The organism is Providencia sp. PROV201, assembly GCF_028479545.1.
Taxonomy (GTDB): Bacteria; Pseudomonadota; Gammaproteobacteria; order Enterobacterales; family Enterobacteriaceae; genus Providencia; species Providencia huaxiensis.
On sequence record NZ_JAMPNW010000008.1, the window covers coordinates 128,423 to 147,114 of the forward strand.

At 40.7% G+C, this 18,692-nt stretch carries 16 protein-coding genes; 10 read left to right on the forward strand and 6 right to left on the reverse strand.

All coding sequences use genetic code 11. From position 1 onward, the window contains the following. Positions 1-275: 275 nt before the first annotated feature. A complete protein-coding gene (locus PR809_RS08990; protein WP_102139104.1) occupies positions 276-683 on the reverse strand; it encodes a helix-turn-helix domain-containing protein in 408 nt (135 codons plus the stop codon). A gap of 242 nt (positions 684-925) precedes the next feature. Continuing rightward, positions 926-2,098 carry an MFS transporter gene (locus PR809_RS08995; RefSeq protein ID WP_206277004.1) on the reverse strand — a complete coding sequence of 391 codons (1,173 nt, stop codon included), beginning with the start codon at positions 2,096-2,098 and terminating at the stop codon, positions 926-928. 331 nt (positions 2,099-2,429) lie between these two features. Here PR809_RS08995 and ivbL point away from each other — a divergent pair, with 331 nt between their 5' ends. The 4 genes from ivbL (at position 2,430) to PR809_RS09015 (ending at position 5,463) form a co-directional block, all read left to right on the forward strand. Next, positions 2,430-2,519, forward strand: a complete 90-nt coding sequence (gene ivbL / locus PR809_RS09000; protein WP_241098802.1) for an ilvB operon leader peptide IvbL — start codon at positions 2,430-2,432, stop codon at positions 2,517-2,519. A 103-nt stretch (positions 2,520-2,622) separates the two neighbouring features. Beyond that, entirely contained in the window at positions 2,623-4,320 is a 1,698-nt protein-coding gene (gene ilvB, locus PR809_RS09005) for an acetolactate synthase large subunit (protein WP_102139101.1), read from the forward strand. 2 nt (positions 4,321-4,322) lie between these two features. Beyond that, complete coding sequence (gene ilvN, locus PR809_RS09010; protein ID WP_102139100.1) at positions 4,323-4,607, forward strand: acetolactate synthase small subunit; 285 nt, start codon at positions 4,323-4,325, stop codon at positions 4,605-4,607. Between the two features lie 193 nt (positions 4,608-4,800). Beyond that, positions 4,801-5,463, forward strand: a complete 663-nt coding sequence (locus PR809_RS09015; RefSeq protein WP_206277003.1) for a hypothetical protein — start codon at positions 4,801-4,803, stop codon at positions 5,461-5,463. Here PR809_RS09015 and PR809_RS09020 read toward each other — a convergent pair. After that, on the reverse strand, positions 5,460-6,017 hold the full coding sequence (locus PR809_RS09020) for a helix-turn-helix domain-containing protein (RefSeq protein WP_102139098.1): 558 nt from the start codon (positions 6,015-6,017) through the stop codon (positions 5,460-5,462). The two genes, PR809_RS09015 and PR809_RS09020, sit on opposite strands and share 4 nt — an antisense overlap. A 211-nt stretch (positions 6,018-6,228) precedes the next feature. On the opposite strand from PR809_RS09020, the gene PR809_RS09025 reads away from it, so the two are divergent. Both PR809_RS09025 and PR809_RS09030 read left to right on the forward strand, forming a co-directional pair. Then, the gene (locus PR809_RS09025; protein ID WP_102139097.1) at positions 6,229-6,981 is read left to right on the forward strand and encodes a sulfite exporter TauE/SafE family protein; all 753 of its coding nucleotides are present in this window, start codon (positions 6,229-6,231) and stop codon (positions 6,979-6,981) included. 94 nt (positions 6,982-7,075) lie between these two features. Beyond that, complete coding sequence (locus PR809_RS09030) at positions 7,076-8,359, forward strand: MFS transporter (RefSeq protein ID WP_336298716.1); 1,284 nt, start codon at positions 7,076-7,078, stop codon at positions 8,357-8,359. A gap of 45 nt (positions 8,360-8,404) precedes the next feature. On the opposite strand, the gene PR809_RS09035 is transcribed toward PR809_RS09030, so the two are convergent. Continuing rightward, positions 8,405-10,093 (reverse strand): ArnT family glycosyltransferase, encoded by a 1,689-nt coding sequence (locus tag PR809_RS09035; RefSeq protein WP_272524512.1) that lies wholly within the window; start codon positions 10,091-10,093, stop codon positions 8,405-8,407. 606 nt (positions 10,094-10,699) lie between these two features. Between PR809_RS09035 and PR809_RS09040 the strand changes: the two genes are divergently transcribed. The 3 genes from PR809_RS09040 (at position 10,700) to PR809_RS09050 (ending at position 14,914) form a co-directional block, all read left to right on the forward strand. Further along, a complete protein-coding gene (locus PR809_RS09040; protein WP_102139094.1) occupies positions 10,700-12,046 on the forward strand; it encodes an NCS2 family permease in 1,347 nt (448 codons plus the stop codon). 261 nt (positions 12,047-12,307) lie between these two features. Continuing rightward, positions 12,308-13,957 carry a Na+/H+ antiporter gene (locus PR809_RS09045; protein ID WP_102139093.1) on the forward strand — a complete coding sequence of 550 codons (1,650 nt, stop codon included), beginning with the start codon at positions 12,308-12,310 and terminating at the stop codon, positions 13,955-13,957. A 57-nt stretch (positions 13,958-14,014) separates the two neighbouring features. After that, on the forward strand, positions 14,015-14,914 hold the full coding sequence (locus PR809_RS09050; protein WP_116068790.1) for a carboxylate/amino acid/amine transporter: 900 nt from the start codon (positions 14,015-14,017) through the stop codon (positions 14,912-14,914). Here PR809_RS09050 and metR read toward each other — a convergent pair. Then, positions 14,799-15,755 (reverse strand): HTH-type transcriptional regulator MetR, encoded by a 957-nt coding sequence (metR, locus tag PR809_RS09055; RefSeq protein WP_166267341.1) that lies wholly within the window; start codon positions 15,753-15,755, stop codon positions 14,799-14,801. The genes PR809_RS09050 and metR overlap by 116 nt on opposite strands. 108 nt (positions 15,756-15,863) lie before the next feature. Here metR and metE point away from each other — a divergent pair, with 108 nt between their 5' ends. Then, the gene (gene metE, locus PR809_RS09060) at positions 15,864-18,137 is read left to right on the forward strand and encodes a 5-methyltetrahydropteroyltriglutamate--homocysteine S-methyltransferase (RefSeq protein WP_206276484.1); all 2,274 of its coding nucleotides are present in this window, start codon (positions 15,864-15,866) and stop codon (positions 18,135-18,137) included. Between the two features lie 56 nt (positions 18,138-18,193). Here the strand turns inward: metE and PR809_RS09065 are convergent, their stop codons facing one another. Then, positions 18,194-18,583, reverse strand: coding sequence for a YidB family protein (locus tag PR809_RS09065; protein ID WP_102139090.1), 390 nt, complete (start codon positions 18,581-18,583; stop codon positions 18,194-18,196). Positions 18,584-18,692 lie beyond the last annotated feature (109 nt).

Sequence of the window (18,692 nt, forward strand, 5' to 3'; positions counted from 1 at the left end):
TGCTTTATGTTAATTACTGTTCTACTTTGTTTGCTTATCAGAGTATGCAAATAAAATAAATAATAAAATTAAAATTATATATCCAGAAAATTATTTTTTTTATTAACATGGTAAACTAAATATAAAACTAAAACCTTAAGAGTTTATTAATCTTAAATTAAGAGTTTCTTAAATGAATAGAAAATAAAAAAGCCCTAGTAATTAACTTACATAGGGCTTTGTATTGGTAGTGTTATTAAAAAAGGAAATATAAATTTTATTTTCATATTAGCGTATCAAGCTACTTTAGGTTCCAGTAGTAATGGGTCATTTTGACTTTCACCGGACAGTCGGTAGATTGACGGTGATGTACCTAAATAAGCTCTAAATCGCTTTGCAAAAGATTGCTGGGAGTCAAATTGGTATTTTAATGCAATATCAATAACCTGGAGTTCGGTGGAACATAGGTCTTTAGCGGCTTCACAGATCCTCCTTCGGCGAATATATTCACCTAAAGGCATACCAACGACTTTTCTAAATACTCTTTGTAAATGCCATTTTGTATATCCTGATTTTAGTGCGATATCATCAAGTAATAGACGACTGGTTAAGTTCATTTCAATCCAAACTAATATTTCATTAACAACTGTAGATTGAAATTCTGTGTATTTCCCATTGCAGGGAACAGGGATTTCTTTATACATAATATCTTCCTATTAGTTACTTTTTAATCTTATCCCTCATTCAGTCAATAGCCAATAAATAAATAGTAAACAAAGTTGAATACAGTTTGTTAATTGGCAAAATAGACAAAATACCGATTTTTAATTAGTTTATAGCCAGTGGAGTTTATCTTAAGGAGATATATTCATCATGATATCGATTAATAATAGATAAAACTATTAGGCTCTCTGAATATAAAACCATCGTACAGTGATGTAACTTTTCATTGGCGTTTGGGGATATATTTTTTTAGCTTCCAAAAACTAATTAAAATGGTGGTGGAAATGACTACAGATAGGGCATTCATCGTCTGCCAACCGAATATAAAGAAAAGAACTCCTGCCCCTAAGCTACCTATTCCTCCGAAGAAATAGATAAGAAAGTCGGTCATTCCTTGCACTTTAGCGCGTTCATGAGCTTCATAGGTATGTGGTAATAAGTTAGTGGTGCTAATTAAAATTAAATTCCAGGCGACACCGACAAAAATACCCGCCAACAAATAATTGTAAAAATGGTTACCTAGCAGGTTCATAGTAGCTGATAAAATTAACAATATGATACCGCAGAAAATAATGCGTTTTGCCCCTAAATGATGGATTAATGTTCCAGTGAAAAATGATGGTGCAAACATACCTAATACATGGAATTGAAATACAATCGCAATAGAGGAAAAGGCGAAATCATGTTGTTTCATGGATAACGGTATTGAGGCAAAGGTGAAAACCACAATGGCATATCCAACCGCGCTCACAATGGCGATTAATTTTAAAATAGGTTGTGAATACAATGCACTGTAGTTGCGTTTGACTAACGCTTCATCCGATGGCGTTTTCTCTATTTTCTTTAATGGCACAACTAATAATAGAATAAATGCGATCACATAGATGGCGGCTAACGTGATGAATGGCCCTGCAAACGGGTGCTCTGCAAAAAATCTTTGGGTAGTAATGGCTAATGTTGGGCCGATTAAGGCGGCGGCGATACCTCCCCTCATGACAAGGCCAATAGCTTTTGCTCGCAAAGAAATTGGTGCTTCTTCGATAGCAGCAAAACGGAATTGTTGTGCAGTACCAATAGCAATACCAGTGAAAAATAACCCGATGGAAAAATAAACTAAATGGCTTTCTATCACGCCCAGAATAGAAAAGCCTGCGCCGATTAACCCACCGATATTACCAATAATAAAGCCTACTCTTCTCGAGTACTTTTGCATTAAAAACGCGATCGGAATAGTTGCTAAGATTAAGCCAACGTATTGGCTTACCAGTGGAATTGTCGCATACGTTGGGTTGATAGCCAGTTTTTCGCCAATAACCACTGCTACAGAAAGGACAATAGCATTTCCTGTGATAAATAATGCAAGTGTGATGGTTAACCACCAAACGGATTTTGGCATATATCCCTCTGTTTATTAATTAAAAATCAATTAGTTAATGTTTCCATCAAGAGCGAACCCCCTTGAGTTGGAGTAAAGGATACAACTTAAAGTTAACTTTAAGTCAAGGTTTTTGCTGGGATTTTGAATGGTGATTAATTCTATATTTTTTTATTTTTCTAGATAATATCTCTACTGGAATGGGGTGTGATGAATGTCGCAATTACCATTCCTTTGGAATAAAACAAGAAAAAATGATTGTCATGCTACGAAATTTATGTTTTCTTAAGAAAAGAAACTGAAAAATAATAATCAATAAATTAGACAGACTAAACAGGAAGAACCCGTGAACATGACTATTCATCATTCCAACCTACTACTAACCGCGCCACGTGCCGCGGTGGTCGTGCGTGTGGTGGTGGTCGTGGGCTTAGCGCCGTAACGGGTACAAATCAACGTAGATTTAGAAACCCCGCCGGCGCAAACCGAGCGGGGTTTTTTATCACTTCTCGCTCGAGTCCGCAGGCTAGCAAAGGATAATTATGATGAGCGAATCGGGCACCACAACACCACATAAAACCCGCTTTACGGGTGCAGAATTAATCGTACATTTACTGGAAAAACACGGTATTACCATCGTTTCTGGCATTCCTGGGGGAGCGGCTTTGCCTTTTTATGATGCATTAGGGCAAAGCCAGAAAATCCGTCATATACTGGCTCGCCATGAGCAAGGAGCAGGTTTTATTGCTCAGGGAATTGCGCGTACCACAGGAAAAGCCGCAGTTTGTATCTCTTCAAGTGGGCCTGGGGCAACAAACTTAGTGACTGCTATTGCCGATGCAAAACTGGATTCTATCCCGCTGGTTTGTATTACGGCTCAAGTTTCTTCGTCAATGATTGGCACGGATGCTTTTCAAGAGGTTGATACCTATGGCATTTCGATTCCAGTGACGAAACATAATTATTTGGTTCGTAATATCAATGAATTGCCACAAGTGATTTGTGATGCTTTTCGTATTGCAGAGTCAGGCCGCCCTGGACCTGTTTGGATTGATATTCCAAAAGATGTTCAAACTGCCACAATTGAACTAACTGAAATACCAGAAGTATTACCGAAAGATAAAGCTCCTGCTTTTGACATGGAAAAAGTTCTGCAAGCGGCTGAAATGATTAATAACGCGAAACGTCCAGTATTGTATTTTGGTGGTGGGGTGATTAGCTCCGATTCTACAGAAACGGCAATCGCATTTGCGGAAAAAGCCTCATTACCAACAACCATGACCTTAATGGCACTTGGTACTATCCCGATGAGGCATCCGTTATATTTAGGTATGTTAGGTATGCACGCTGCGGCAAGTACTAACATGATAATGGAAGAATCGGATCTATTGATTGTTATTGGTGCACGCTTTGATGATAGGGCGATAGGCAAGGCAGAGAAATTTTGTCCTAACGCGAAAATCATCCATGTGGATATCGATAAAGCAGAAATCAGCAAAATTAAGCGCCCAGATATCGCTATTCATGCAGATGCGGGGCAAATATTGGAGCTGTTATTGCCTTTGGTTGAACGTAATGAGCGCGCTGATTGGATGGCGCAAGTAAATCAATTAAAAGAGAAATATCCACTGAATTTCAGTGATGCGGATAACCCGCTGAATCACTATGGCTTAGTTTTGTCTACAGCACGTGCGGCAGGTGAAGATGCAATTGTGACAACGGATGTTGGTCAGCATCAAATGTGGGCAGCTCAAGCTTATCCTCTGTCTCGTCCACGTCAATGGCTGACATCAGGAGGGTTAGGTACCATGGGGTTTGGTCTGCCTGCTGCGATAGGCGCGGCGTTAGCAAAACCTGAAAAAACGATAGTGTGCTTTTCTGGTGATGGCAGTTTGATGATGAATATTCAAGAACTGGCAACCGCAGCGGAACATCAGTTAAATATCAAAATCATTTTAATGAATAACCAAGCATTAGGAATGGTTCATCAACAACAAGATTTATTTTTTGAAAACCGCATATTTGCTGCAGCTTATCCGTACCAAACTGACTTTATCAAAATTGCGGCAGGGTTTGGTTTGCAAACTTGCGATTTAAATAATGAAGCAGACCCTGAAATGGCGTTAGAAGCGATAATGAATACCAAAGGTCCATGTTTGATCCATGCCTTGATTGATGTTAATCAGAAGGTATATCCAATGGTTCCACCGGGTGCAGCTAACATTGATATGATTGGAGCGTAATTATGGTATTTGAACATCATCCGATTGCTTTAGAGCTAATCGTTCGTAACCACCCAGGTGTAATGTCACATATTTGTGGTTTATTTGCCCGTAGAGCATTTAACGTTGATGGCATTCTCTGTATGCCGATTAAAGATAAAGATGAAAGCCGTATATGGCTATTAGTACAAAAAGATGAGCGCTTGTCGCAAATGATTAACCAAGTTGAAAAACTAGAAGATGTTCGAGAAGTACGCTTTAGTGATGATTTGCGCCTCTTCGAAACAATGGAAAGTTATTTGCAGTAATTCTGAGATTAAGTTTATGACCGAATAGCCCATTCAACTGTGTGGGCTATTTTTGTTTGATATTTAATCATAGTGTTAAATGGGGTTTCCTAAAGCGAACGAAAGTGATATAAATTCAGTTGCTGAACAATAATTTTTCGAATGTATTGTGGGTTTCTATTTGGTAAATTGAATAACAAACAGGTATGAATCTATGCAAAATAACATCTATTTATCGAACACTTATCAGTATGAAATCGAAACTTCCTTACTGGCGCAAGGGGAAGATGATGAGGGGCATTGGGTTGCTTTAAAAGATAATATTTTCCACCCACAAGGTGGTGGGCAACCCATGGACACAGCTTGGGTGAATGATATTACTGTTCGTATTAAGAAACAATGGGGTGGCTTGATTGTGGCATACTTACCAGAACATGTCATTTTGAGCCAAGATAGCAATGTGGTTGCAAGGGTCGATAAGGAAAAACGTCAGCGTTATGCGGCGCTACATACTGCTGGTCACTTGCTGAATTGGGAATTACGTCGCTTTGGTTGGCTTGCACAAAAAGGCCATCACTTTCCTGATGAATCACGGGTGGAATTTAGCATGATGGAAGGGGATGTCACGCCTTTTGAAGAGCTAGATAGCCAATACATTGAAGATATTGTTAACCAAAGCCTTCATAGTGGGCGAGCCGTTGCAATAAAGCAAAAGGGGGATTTGCGGATCAGTTATATCGACCAAACTGAAGAAATGCCTTGTGGTGGAACACATGTTTCTTCGCTAGATAACATTCAGCATTTTTCAATTAAGTCGATGAAATTTAAAAAGGGGACGTTGCGCATTAGTTATGATGCACAACATGCCGCAATTTAAACGCTATCACTAAGGTGAGAGTAAGTCATGACGACGGTTGCTTGCAGCTCTCCCTCCATACAGAGATAACTATGTGGGAAATCACCACTGAAAGCATAAAAATCTCCCGCTTCTAAGACGATATTTTGGTCGTCATGTAGCCGTAACATGAGTGAGCCAGAATTCACCATAATGTGTTCGTGGGTTCCACTCATATGGGCGGGGCTATTAATGATAGCGCCTCTCTTCATGGTTAATTGCCAAATTTCAGAGATATTTCCCATGCTAATGCGAAACTTAAACTGTTGTGAATACTCTTTTTCATTGGGAGTGGCTTTGAGAAAATAGGGATAGGCCTCATGTTGCCGTGTAAACAGATCGCTTAGTGGAAAGCGCAGGGCAATGGCAATCGACTCTAATGTATCAATGCGTGGGTTTGAATCGCCAGATTCTAACTTGGATAAAGCCGCTTTCGAGATCCCCGATAGACGAGATAGCTCGTTTAGTGAAAGATCTCTTGCTTGCCTAAGTAAACGAATTTTCTGCCCGATTTTTAAATTAATTTTTTTATCCACAATGTGTCTTTACCTGAATTTTAATTTATTGTGCTAGTTCTGTATCACTCAGTGAAGCAAATTATACACTCTTAGTTGTATATTGTATTTAAAGTGGCTATTTTGTTTTTTGATATAGATTTGAAATTTAAAACCCTACAAAAATAAAACTATTTTCTGTATTTGAAAGAACCTATAGTGAGGACGTTAAAAAACGTCTGGAGTTAAGGTCATGCCGTTTGAATTATTATCATTAGAAATGGCGATTTGTTTCTCAACGCTACTTTTTGCTTATTTGGTTTTTGGTATGGCGGGGTTTGGTTCGGCCCTCATAGCAACCCCTGTGCTAGCCATGTATTTGCCATTAAATATGATTGTTCCAATTCTTGCGCTAATTGATCTAACCGCCGCAGTTTTGAACTTATTTAAAGATGGCAAAAATGCGGATTATCAGGAAATTAAATGGATAATTCCATTAATGATAGTAGGGAGTTTAGTTGGCGCTGCGATTTTATTAAAAACACGTCCCGATATACTCGTATTATTACTTGGGTTATTTGTTGTTGGTTATGTATTACATGCATTCTTTTCTAAAAAATCAAAATTACCCTTTTCAAAGGCATTGGTTGTCCCATTTAGTTTAGTGGGTGGTGTTTTTAGTGCTTTATTTGGTAGTGGTGGTTTTATCTATGCCATGTATTTATCGAGCCGAATTGAAGATAAACAACGTTTTCGACTCACTCAAATGACGTTAATTGGGTTTAGCACGCTAACTCGAGTGGTGATATTTTTGGTGATGGGAGTGTATCTCAATCTGGATATTTTATTGATTGCCTTAGCGTTTTCTCCTGCTATGTTAATCGGTACGTGGGTTGGGCGGCATATAACATTAAAAATTTCACGTGAAAGTTTTTTAAAATTTATTAATGTCATTATTTTATTATCAGGTATTGCTCTGCTTTATCGATATTTCTTCGTCCTTTAAGTATTTAGAATATTAAAAATAGTTTTATAAAGATAAATAGCAGAATATATAGGTCGTGTTACAATCATCGCGAACATTATTGGTTTTACTAATAATGATGTGGTTTTTTATTTCTCATAACAATCTATTTTATGGAGTTAAAGTCTGTTATTTTGTTAAAAAGAAACAGATTAATTTCAACATGAGCTCTGATAATCAGCGTTTACAACATTTTCGTCGTTCCCCATCCTTTGCTATTTTTACCATTACAATGAGTATTGCTGTCATTGGTATCGTTATTGGGCTAAGTATTCCAATGGTAGCGCTTAGGCTAAATAATTATGGTATCAATGAGTTGTATATTGGCATTATTTCAGCGGCACCTGCATTAGGCATGTTTTTAATTGCACCTGTCGTTCAACGTATTGTGCGTTGGTCAGGTAAGCGAAAAGCAATGCTATTGGCAACGATTGTTTCTGCCATTAGCTTATTACCATTATTGAGCACATTACCTCTTTGGTTATTATTTCCGTTACGGTTAGTAACAGGCTTGGCGAGCGGTGTGCTGATTTGCTTGGGTGAAACGTGGATTAACGAATTATCGCCTGAAAATAAACGGGGCCGTATTTTGGCAATTTACACCACTGTATTCACAGTAAGCCAACTACTCGGGCCTTCCTTTATTGCTTATTATGGTGTGGAAGATAAATCCCCTTTATTGATTTGTACGTTGATCCATTTAATCTCTGTGGCACTATTTATTTTAATGGATCAAAAAGTCGGTGACCGTTTAGCCGAAAATGCCGAAAAATCTAATTTTTCAATTGTTCAATTTGTGAAAATTGCACCGAGTATTTGTGGCGGAATTTTATTTTTTGCCTTTTTTGATGGAACCATTTTATCGATATTCCCAATCTATGGCATGGGAATGGGTCATACAGAAGCGGTTGCCGCATTAATGATCAGCGCTATTCTTGCTGGGGATGCCATTATGCAACTTCCTTTCGGCTGGCTAGCAGACCATATGAATAGAGAAAAATTGTACCGAATCTGTGGCATTATCACACTTGCAGCCAGTCTATTATTGCCTTTCCTTATAACTCAACCTTATCTGATTTGGGTATTACTGTTTGTCTTAGGGGCGACAGCAGGGGCAATTTATACTATTGCGTTGGTGCAAATCGGCCAATATTTCAAAGGGAACGAGTTGATCATTGCTAATGCTGCGGCTGCCATGCTGTGGGGAATTGGTAATTTATCAGGGCCACTACTTGCGGGAATTGCGACTTCAATCTCACCTGTAGGCTTACCGGTGTTATTGGTTCTGTCTGTGACTGTATTTTTATGGTTCACACGAGAAAAATACAGTGCCCAAAAAGTTGAGCAAGTTACCCAATAAGCTCATTTGCGGTGCTCTACTCAGCCAGCGAGCACCGCAAATAAATTACTCAATAACTTTATACACAACGAGGTTTTCTCTGAATTCATCCGGCCGATGATTGTGCCAGAATAATTCCATGCCTTGCGGTGCAGGTTTAATCGTTTTTGAGAGTACAATTAGCCAGCGGCATTGTTCCGGTTTTTCAAACCGATCTTGGCGTTGGTGTAATACCCCCGCGTAGTAGTAGAGCATCGGTGCTTCAGATTCACCAATATTATCAGATGCCATACAATCATTTTCTGTAAATTGGCCAGTTAAATGCTGGTCTAAATCGACAAAAACCCCTTCGAAACCTTTTGCATAGTCTATCCACCCCAAAAATAAGGTTAAAATTACCCCCCAAACAGCACATAAGCCTAATAACCAGTTTTTCATCATATGAAAAGCAGGTGGCATAAAGTTTGGAATAATTTTATTGCGTAAAAACCATACCAATGTAATCAACAGAGCACAGATGAATACAACGGGAGAAAATGCCATTTGGTAGCTCATAGGGAGCCAGCGGCCAAATGGAGCTAGCCATTCTTGTTGATAGCCAGCCAAAGAGATGAAATAGCAGACCCATAAAAAAAGAATAAGTACAGACCACAAAACAGCTGCAAAGCGGGCAATATTATTGAGGAGCTTTTCTGGGAAACAAAATAGTGTCTGGCTTCCTAATATGGCCATGGGGGCAATATTAGGCAGTAAATATAACGCCCGACCAGAAGCTGAAATCTGTAAAAAAACGATACCTAATAAAGGAAATAGCGCCAATAGAAACTCGTTAGAATTAAATAAACGCTTAACCGGATGCCTTAGAAAATAAGCAACAGCCAGTAAACCAGAAGGAAAGGCAAATAAGGAAACTGCCGCAGGGATCCGGGTTAAATTAGCTTTTGCCCCTAATTTTTCAACCGAAAAACCAAAGAAGCGGCCGATATTATTTTCCCAAAACCACACGATAAACAAATCAGGGTGTTGAAGGTACAGTTGGATAGGCCAAGGTAAAATCGCAATAAAGGCAATTAACCCTGCAGTTAAGCTGTATAACCAAAATTGCTTAGTTCGGCATTGAGCGAGAAAAATTGGCGATAAAAATAGGCAGATCCAGAGAACACCAGGGATAAAAACACCTTTTGACAACATGGTGACGATGGTTCCAAGGGATAACCAAAGTGCAGACATGTGCATTTTTTGTTGTTGTATCAGCCCTAATAACCCATACAAGCCAATAGTCGTCCCTGCCATCAGCGCAACATCGGTAAACATATCATGGCTATGCCTGATAACACCGGGGGCACAAGCATACAGTGCAAAAGCGACCCAAATACGGGTATCGGTGAAGTCTTTGGCATGGAAAAAACGGCGCGCCAAAAGAATAAAAAATGAAAAATTGATCACCGAAAAAAATAAGCTTGCACTACGGGCGGCATCATAAAGTGGGATAAAACTTGAAAACAAATGAGAGGTAATTGCTGCAACCCAATAATAAAGCGGAGGTTTTTCCATAAACGGCTCGCCCGCATTTGTGGGGACTAACCATTTACCTGTTTCATACATAGTTTGAATAATACCAAAACTATAATTTTCATCTTGCTTCCAAGGGCTATGACTATATATTCCTGGTAATAAATACATAGCAAGAAAACTAATGAAAAGTAATAAAATACTCCGCTGTAATATGATTAATGGTGCATTTTTATTTGGCATTTTAATGTGTTTTTACTGGATTAAATTGAAACTATAACTGCAGTTGATAATAATTGAGATTATATACTTAAATATATATTTACTCAGTGAGTGATGGTTGTTTTTTTATAAAAAACAATAGGGAGCGTATTTTTAGGTACGTTTTTAAATAACGCATATTACCACCAATAAATAAATTTTCAGCTATTCGTTTTGTAAGAAAATATTCTAGGATTGTATCAAAAAAATAACCGTACTTTTTAAACAGACACTATATGAAAGGTATTTAGCTATTTTTACGTAAGGTAAATGTAACTAAAAAGAATTGTTATTTGAAAATAATGTTCATTACATAAGAATCTGGGTATTTAGATGTTAAAAAACAGTTAGTGGGTAAGAAATGCTAAAAATACTTGATCATTCCCCCTGTTTAGAATGATAATTGCTCCCCTCACAACATGTTTTATTCTAGTTTTAAAGCCAAACGATTGCGTAGCTGTTTTTATTGGGATTTTTTCCCAGTTAGTTTGTTTTTTCTGAAAAAACGTAATCGTTTACGTCGATATATAGATTAGTTGTTAGCAGTACTTGAGTGCTTTCGTTTTCCATTAACAGCAGAGGTATACCATGTCAGGCCAACAGGCTTCATCCAGTTGCAAATTGGATTCATTTTTCAAGATAACAGCGCGCGGCTCTTCAGTTCGCCGTGAAATCATTGCAGGGTTAACCACATTCTTAGCGATGGTTTATTCTGTCATCGTTGTACCTGGCATGTTAGGGCAAGCAGGGTTCCCTCCAACTGCGGTATTTATTGCAACCTGCTTAGTGGCTGGCTTTGGCTCTTTATTAATGGGGTTATGGGCCAATTTACCGATGGCGATTGGTTGTGCGATTTCACTCACTGCATTTACTGCATTCAGTCTGGTGTTAGGGCAGCAAATTAGTATTCCTGTGGCACTAGGCGCTGTATTTTTAATGGGGTGTTTGTTCACCATCATTTCTGTTACAGGTATTCGTAGTTGGATTTTACGCAATATGCCAATGGGTATTGCACATGGTACAGGTATTGGTATCGGTTTATTTTTACTGTTAATCGCTGCTAATGGGGTGGGTTTAGTGATCAAAAACCCAAATGCAGGCCTGCCTGTTGCTCTGGGTGAATTTACGTCTTTCCCTGTCTTGATGTCACTCATTGGGTTAGCGGTCATTTTTGGTTTAGAAAAACGTCGCGTTCCGGGTGGTGTGCTCCTTGTTATTATTGCGATTTCAATTATTGGTTTAATTTTTGATCCTGCTGTGAAATATCAGGGCTTCTTTAAGTTGCCTTCATTGGGTGATGACGGGCTCTCATTGGTTTTTAATATGGATATCATGGGTGCATTACAGCCAATGGTATTGCCAAGCTTGCTTGCATTAGTGATGACGGCAGTTTTTGATGCGACAGGTACTATCCGCGCAGTGGCGGGACAAGCGAATTTATTGGATAAAGACGGCCAAATTATTGATGGTGGTAAAGCATTAACAGCAGACTCCGTGAGCAGTATTTTTGCGGGGGCGATTGGTGCATCTCCTGCGGCGGTATATATTGAATCTGCGGCAGGTACCGCTGCGGGTGGTCGTACCGGTTTAACCGCAGTGGTGGTTGGCGTACTATTCTTATTGATTCTCTTTTTATCGCCACTCTCTTATTTGGTGCCTGCCTATGCAACGGCTCCTGCATTGATGTATGTTGGGCTTTTAATGCTCAGTAATGTTTCTAAGCTTGATTTTGATGATTTTGTGGATTCAATGTCTGGCTTATTATGTGCGGTGTTCATTGTTCTGACTTGTAATATTGTCACAGGTATCATGTTGGGCTTTGCCGCTTTGGTTATCGGCCGTATTTGTGCAGGTGAATGGCGCAAATTGAATATTGGTACTGTCATTATTGCGGTACTTTTAGTGGCATTTTACGCTTCAGGATTGGCAATCTAAAGTGAATTGCTTCAAAAAGGTGGCCAATGTTGCCACCTTTTTAACTTATTGTATTAATTAATCGTAAAGTCTTAATTTTTTCCCCGAAAATGGATGGCTAGGGATAAAATAGAGAGAAGGCAGTTAATCAAGTGGCTGTGTATGACTTCCACTGGTGGCTGGCTTGGTCTCAATTATCATGGTCTGGACGGTGCTATCTCTTACTATGCGGCGGCAGGCAATTCTTGGTTCTAGTCGCTAGGTTAATTCAGTAAGGGCAACATGGAAATTTTCTTTACTATTCTTATTTTGATTTTAGCTGTCTCTGTTTCAGGGGTGGCCGCTAAAATTCTTCCTATTCGTATTCCTCTTCCTCTCATTCAAATCGCTATTGGTGCGCTATTGGCTTGGCCACAATTTGGCCTACATGTCACCTTTGACCCAGAACTTTTTATGGTTCTGTTAATCCCACCTTTGCTGTTTGTTGATGGATGGAAAACGCCAACCCGTGAGTTCTTTCAAAACGGTCGAGAAATTTTTATTTTAGTGTTGGTTCTCGTATTGGTTACGGTTATTGGGATAGGTTATTTAATTTACTGGTTGATGCCCGGTATTCCATTGATTGCTGCGTTTGCTCTAGCGGCTGTATTATCGCCCACCGATGCCGTTGCATTATCTTCCATTGTTGGAAAAGGGCGTATTCCTAAACGGATGATGAGTGTGCTAGAAGGAGAGGCATTGATGAATGATGCCTCTGGTCTGGTTGCATTAAAATTTGCGGTAGCAATTGCCATGGGAACCATGGTGTTTAGCGCCTCTGGCGTTACCATTGAATTTTTCAAAGTTGCGGTTGGCGGGCTACTCGCAGGTATCATCGTGACTTGGCTATACAGTAAATCATTACGTCTAATGAGCCGCTGGAGCGGTGATGACCCTGCAACCCAAATTGTATTTATGCTATTGCTGCCATTTGCATCATACATGATTGCGGAACATATTGGTTTTTCAGGTATTTTAGCTGCCGTTGCGGCGGGTATGACCATTACAAAATCGGGGGTTATCCGTAACGCTCCATTAGCGATGAGGCTACGTGCTGATAGCGTTTGGTCGATGCTTGAATTCGTCTTTAACGGCTTGGTTTTTATCATGTTAGGGCTCCAGTTGCCCGGTATTTGGGAAACGTCCGTTATCCAAGCGGATCTCGACCCAAGCGTAGAAACGTGGATGCTATTTGCCGCGGTGGCAATTATCTATTTTGCTTTACTGCTATTGCGTTTTTGTTGGCTATGGCTGATGAAAAGGTTTAGCCGTTTGTTCTTAAAGAAAAGGCCACTGCAGTTTGCGAACTATACCGTGCGTGAGCTTTGGCTTGCCTCTTTTGCAGGGGTACGCGGGGCGATCACCTTAGCGGGTGTGCTCTCTATCCCGTTATTTTTAACGGATGGCTCGCCATTCCCTGCACGTTACCAGTTAGTATTTATTGCCGCGGGGGTTATCTTATTTTCCATTTTTGCAGGTGTGGTCGCTTTACCGCTTCTGCTGCGTAATTTTAAAGTGGGCGACAAAGAAGCCGATGCCAATGAAATCCGCATGGCAAAAGCCGCAATGGCTGAAGTGGCGATTGTCAGCTTAAATAAGATGCAGGAACGTTTATCTGCTGACGTTGATGAAAAACTCGACTCAGAAGATATCAGTGAAGTTGCTTCCCGTGTGACGGGTTATTTAAGACGACGTACGGCAGGGCAAGATGAAATTGACCATAATTTGCTGATAGAAGACCTTGAACGACGTTTTCGTTTAACGGCTTTACGTGCAGAGCGTGGTGAGCTTTATCACTTGCGCGCCACCAAGAAAATCAGTAATGAGACGCTACAAACGCTGTTGGTCGATCTGGACTTATTAGAAGCCGTCTTGATCGAAAAAGAGCATTAAAACCAAAAAGCGAGTATTCTAGCCAACATTCTTAAGTTTGGGGCGAAATACAGCATTATGTGGTTACTTGTTATCACGACGCTGCTTTGGGCAGCGTCGTTTAGTCTTATCGGCGAATACCTTGCGGGCCAAGTAGATAGTTGGTTCTCAGTATTAGTGCGGGTTGCACTGGCTTCGCTGGTTTTTTTACCTTTCCTACGTTGGCGCCAGTTTAGCGCTAAAGTGATTTCGCTCTATATGCTAGTGGGCGCTTGCCAACTTGGCATCATGTACCTGTTTGTATTCCATGCTTATCAATACCTTACTGTTGCTGAATTTTTGCTTTTTACAGTGTTAACACCGCTATACGTCACGTTAATTTATGACTTATTAGAACGGCAGAAGCTGCGTAAAGGCTACCTGTTTAGCTCATTATTAGCGGTGATTGGTGCGGCAATTATTCGTTATGACCACTTGAGTGAATCTTTTTGGTTAGGTTTACTTTTTGTGCAGTTGGCTAATATCTTTTTTGCGATTGGACAGGTGGGGTATAAACGTCTGATGGAGATACATCCGATCCCTCAACATCAGGCTTTCTCATGGTTTTACCTTGGTGCAACGCTAGTTGCATTGCTTGGATGGTTGCTATTTGGTAATAAATCGATGATGCCGACAACGACTCTCCAGTGGGGCGTCTTATTGTGGCTGGGTATTGCAGCTTCAGGCATTGGCTACTTTATGTGGAACTATGGCGCAACCAAAGTGGATGCCGGAACCCTTGCTATTATGAATAACATGATGGTCCCAGCGGGGTTATTAGTGAATTTTGCTATCTGGCAACAACACCCGGATTGGCTGAGTTTTACCATAGGATCGAGCCTAATAGTTGCTTCTCTTTGGGTGCATAAGCGTTGGATCCTTTCGCGGCCTTCACATAAGACAAGTACTCCACAGCGTGATCCGTCGTCGCCTCAGTAAATGCTTCAATAGCTGGCTGGCGCTGTTCTCCTTCACGGCAGGCCGCATACAGCCGGCTCCACAAACCGCTACCCAAGGTTTTGGTTTTTATTAGCCCTTGTTTTTCAAATGAATCAACCGCCCAGTGAGGAAGTGCAGCGATACCCATTTTAGCAGCGACCATTTGGATTAAAATTAATGTGTTATCGACATTTTTTACGTTAGGTGACACACCCGCAGGTTGCAGAAAATGGCGCCACACATCGAAGCGATCCCGTTGTACTGGGTAGATAAGCAACGTTTCATCTGCCAAGTCATGGGGGTCAATATGTGGTTTCTTGGCTAGAGGGTGGTCGTTCGCCACAATCAACTTCACTTCATAATCAAACATTGGCGTATAGTGGATCCCTTGATCTGGCAAGATGTCAGAAGTCATCACAATATCCAATTCCCTTGAGAGCAATTCAGGTTGTGGGTCGAACGCCACCCCAGATTTAAAATCCACACTAACTTGTGGCCAAGTTTGTCTGAATTGCTGTAGTGCAGGGGTCAACCACTGAATGCAGCTATGGCATTCAATCGCGATGCGTAACGCACAAACCCCAGGCTCATTACATACTCGAATAGCATCTTTCACTAATGGCAAGACTTGTTGTGCCAACTGTAATAAGACTTCCCCTTGTGGCGTAAAGCGCAAAGGTTGGCTTTTACGAATAAATAACCGGAAACCTAGCCGATGCTCTAAATCACTAAATTGGTGTGATAAAGCAGACTGTGTCTGGTGCAAGTGTGTTGCTGTTGCCGCTAATGAACCGTATTGGCTGAGCGCTTGCAATGTTTTTAAATGTTTTAGTTCGATCATGAGAAACCTTCACGGTGACAATGAAAAATTTGCGCTTGTGCTTTATACAGTACCTGTTGATTATGGATGTGTAAACATCTAGACGGCTAAATATTTTAAGGGGTCAATATGTCTGTTATAAATCATACACTTGGTTTTCCACGTGTCGGTCTAAAAAGAGAGCTAAAACGTGCACAAGAAGATTATTGGGCAGGCAAGATTGACCAAGCCGCGCTATTAGAAACCGGTTATCAGTTACGTGCGCGTCATTGGCAACAACAAAAAAGTGCAGGTGTTGAGCTATTACCCGTTGGTGATTTCGCTTGGTATGACCAAGTGCTGACAACCAGTTTGCTATTGGGCAATGTACCGCCACGCCATCAAAATGAAGATGGTTCGATTGATTTAGATACCTTATTTCGTGTTGCTCGCGGTCGCGCACCAACGGGCAAACCCGCTCCCGCAGGTGAGATGACGAAGTGGTTTAATACGAACTACCACTACATCGTGCCTGAATTTCAAAAAGGGCAACAATTTTCCCTGTCTTGGACACAGTTGTTTGATGAAGTCGATGAGGCATTAGCATTAGGCCACAAGGTAAAACCCGTTATCATTGGCCCTATAACCTACCTCTGGTTAGGTAAAGTGAAAGGTGAACCATTCGACCGCTTATCATTATTGAATGAATTATTACCTGTATATCAGGAGATCTTGTCTCGCTTAGCAGAAAAAGGCCTTGAGTGGGTACAAATTGATGAGCCTGCATTAGTGTTAGATTTGCCAGAGCAATGGCAGCAAGCTTATCAGCACGCATATCAAGCGCTGTCAGGTCATATAAAGCTGTTGTTAACCACCTATTTTGATGGTGTGAGCCACCATTTAGACTTGATTAAGCAATTGCCAGTGCAAGGTTTACATGTTGATGTGGTCGCAGGCGCTGATGATATTGAAAAACTACATCAAGTGCTACCAGCAGATTGGGTATTATCACTGGGAATTATTAATGGTCGTAATGTATGGAAGGCGGACTTAGGTGAAAAATTTTTACAGGTGAAACCGCTCTTAGGTCAGCGTGATATATGGGTAGGAACGTCATGTTCATTACTGCATAGCCCAATCGATTTAAATGATGAGACGCGTTTAGATACCGAAGTAAAAAGCTGGTTCGCTTTTGCTATCCAAAAATGCGAAGAACTTGCTCTGTTAACTAAAGCGTTAAATCAGCCAACAGACAGCCACATTGCTGAATTAGAGACATACAGTGCACCTATTCGAGCGCGTAAAACATCTGCTCGAGTGAATAATGCATCAGTGGCTCAGCGTCTGGCTGCAATCAGTGAAGGGGATACCGAGCGTTATAGCCCATATCCACAGCGGGCAGCGCGCCAACGTCAACGCTTTAACTTACCATTATGGCCGACCACCACGATTGGTTCTTTCCCACAAACCAGTGAAATTAGAACGCTACGTTTAGATTTCAAAAAAGGAAATGTGGATAAAACCTACTATCGCACCAATATTAGTGAACATATTAAGCAAGCTATTAAAGAACAAGAAATTTTAGATATCGACGTTCTTGTGCATGGCGAAGCTGAACGTAATGACATGGTGGAATACTTTGGTGAGCACTTTGATGGTTATGTATTTACCCAAAATGGTTGGGTTCAAAGCTATGGCTCACGTTGCGTTAAGCCCCCAGTGATTATTGGTGATATTAGTCGCCCAGAAGCGATAACCGTGGAGTGGGCAAAATACGCTCAGTCCTTAACGGAGAAACCGGTCAAAGGGATGTTAACTGGCCCTGTCACTATTCTGTGTTGGTCATTCCCACGTGAAGATGTTAGCCGTGAAACGATTGCTAAACAGATTGCGCTAGCGTTACGTGATGAAGTCGATGACTTACAAAAAGCGGGGATCGGTATTATTCAAATCGATGAGCCTGCACTGCGTGAAGGGTTACCATTGCGCAGAGATGAGTGGGCGGCTTACCTCAAATGGGCAGTTGACGCCTTCAAGCTTAGTGCTGCGATTGCTGATGATGACACGCAAATTCACACTCATATGTGCTATTGCGAGTTTAATGACATCATGGATTCTATTGCGGCTCTGGATGCCGACGTGATCACGATTGAAACATCACGTTCAGATATGGATCTGTTAGACGCATTCGAAGATTTTGATTATCCAAATGAAATTGGTCCCGGTGTCTATGATATTCACTCACCAAATGTACCTAATGTGGAATGGATTGTTGCATTATTAAGAAAGGCGGCGAAGCGTGTCCCGGTGGAACGTTTATGGGTTAACCCAGATTGTGGCTTAAAAACTCGCGGCTGGCCAGAAACTCGCCAAGCATTAGCCAACATGGTTGAGGCAGCGAAACAGCTTAGAAATGAGCAGTAAAATGGTGATCAGCTAGTGTGTCAAAAAGGCAGGGGAAACCTGCCTTTTTGAAAATATTAACCAAATAATTTAGATTTCAGTAAGTTCATACCGATAGAAGCAAGATCGAGGCTTTCAGGAACTTCGCCATTTGGTGTGGCACTATCAACTAATTGAGGAAGATATTTAGCAATCATTTCTGAGGTTGCTTGAGGCTCTAAGCCAACCTGTTGAGCTAACTCTTGGATATTGGCATTTCCAAAGACTTGCATTAATTGGCTAGCATCGATAGGTAAATTATTACCTTCACTGATCCACGATGCAATAACACCACCTAAGCCTTGTTCGTTAAATTTTTCGATAACACCTTGAAGGCCACCTTGCTCCTCAACCCAGTTTATTACTGATTGAAATTGTTGCATTTTGTCGCCTGCAACCATACCCATCATTTGCTCAAATAACCCCATGTTATCTCCTAGGCAATCAGCCAATTTATGCTCTCATCCATAGTATGGAGCATTATTCAAAAAATTGTAGTCGGCTATTTTCAGCAATTTGAGTTTTAGGTCAATAGAA

Bases quoted from the DNA above. Each gene is read 5' to 3' on its own strand.
- ivbL (WP_241098802.1), top strand. From the start codon at position 2,430: ATGACTATTCATCATTCCAACCTACTACTAACCGCGCCACGTGCCGCG.
- PR809_RS09065 (WP_102139090.1), bottom strand. From the start codon at position 18,583: ATGGGGTTATTTGAGCAAATGATGGGTATGGTTGCAGGCGACAAAATG.
- PR809_RS09015 (WP_206277003.1), top strand. From the start codon at position 4,801: ATGCAAAATAACATCTATTTATCGAACACTTATCAGTATGAAATCGAA.
- PR809_RS09050 (WP_116068790.1), top strand. From the start codon at position 14,015: ATGTGGTTACTTGTTATCACGACGCTGCTTTGGGCAGCGTCGTTTAGT.
- metR (WP_166267341.1), bottom strand. From the start codon at position 15,755: ATGATCGAACTAAAACATTTAAAAACATTGCAAGCGCTCAGCCAATAC.
- PR809_RS08990 (WP_102139104.1), bottom strand. From the start codon at position 683: ATGTATAAAGAAATCCCTGTTCCCTGCAATGGGAAATACACAGAATTT.
- ilvN (WP_102139100.1), top strand. From the start codon at position 4,323: ATGGTATTTGAACATCATCCGATTGCTTTAGAGCTAATCGTTCGTAAC.
- PR809_RS09035 (WP_272524512.1), bottom strand. From the start codon at position 10,093: ATGCCAAATAAAAATGCACCATTAATCATATTACAGCGGAGTATTTTA.
- PR809_RS08995 (WP_206277004.1), bottom strand. From the start codon at position 2,098: ATGCCAAAATCCGTTTGGTGGTTAACCATCACACTTGCATTATTTATC.
- ilvB (WP_102139101.1), top strand. From the start codon at position 2,623: ATGAGCGAATCGGGCACCACAACACCACATAAAACCCGCTTTACGGGT.
- PR809_RS09030 (WP_336298716.1), top strand. From the start codon at position 7,076: ATGATGTGGTTTTTTATTTCTCATAACAATCTATTTTATGGAGTTAAA.
- metE (WP_206276484.1), top strand. From the start codon at position 15,864: ATGTCTGTTATAAATCATACACTTGGTTTTCCACGTGTCGGTCTAAAA.
- PR809_RS09040 (WP_102139094.1), top strand. From the start codon at position 10,700: ATGTCAGGCCAACAGGCTTCATCCAGTTGCAAATTGGATTCATTTTTC.
- PR809_RS09045 (WP_102139093.1), top strand. From the start codon at position 12,308: ATGGAAATTTTCTTTACTATTCTTATTTTGATTTTAGCTGTCTCTGTT.
- PR809_RS09025 (WP_102139097.1), top strand. From the start codon at position 6,229: ATGCCGTTTGAATTATTATCATTAGAAATGGCGATTTGTTTCTCAACG.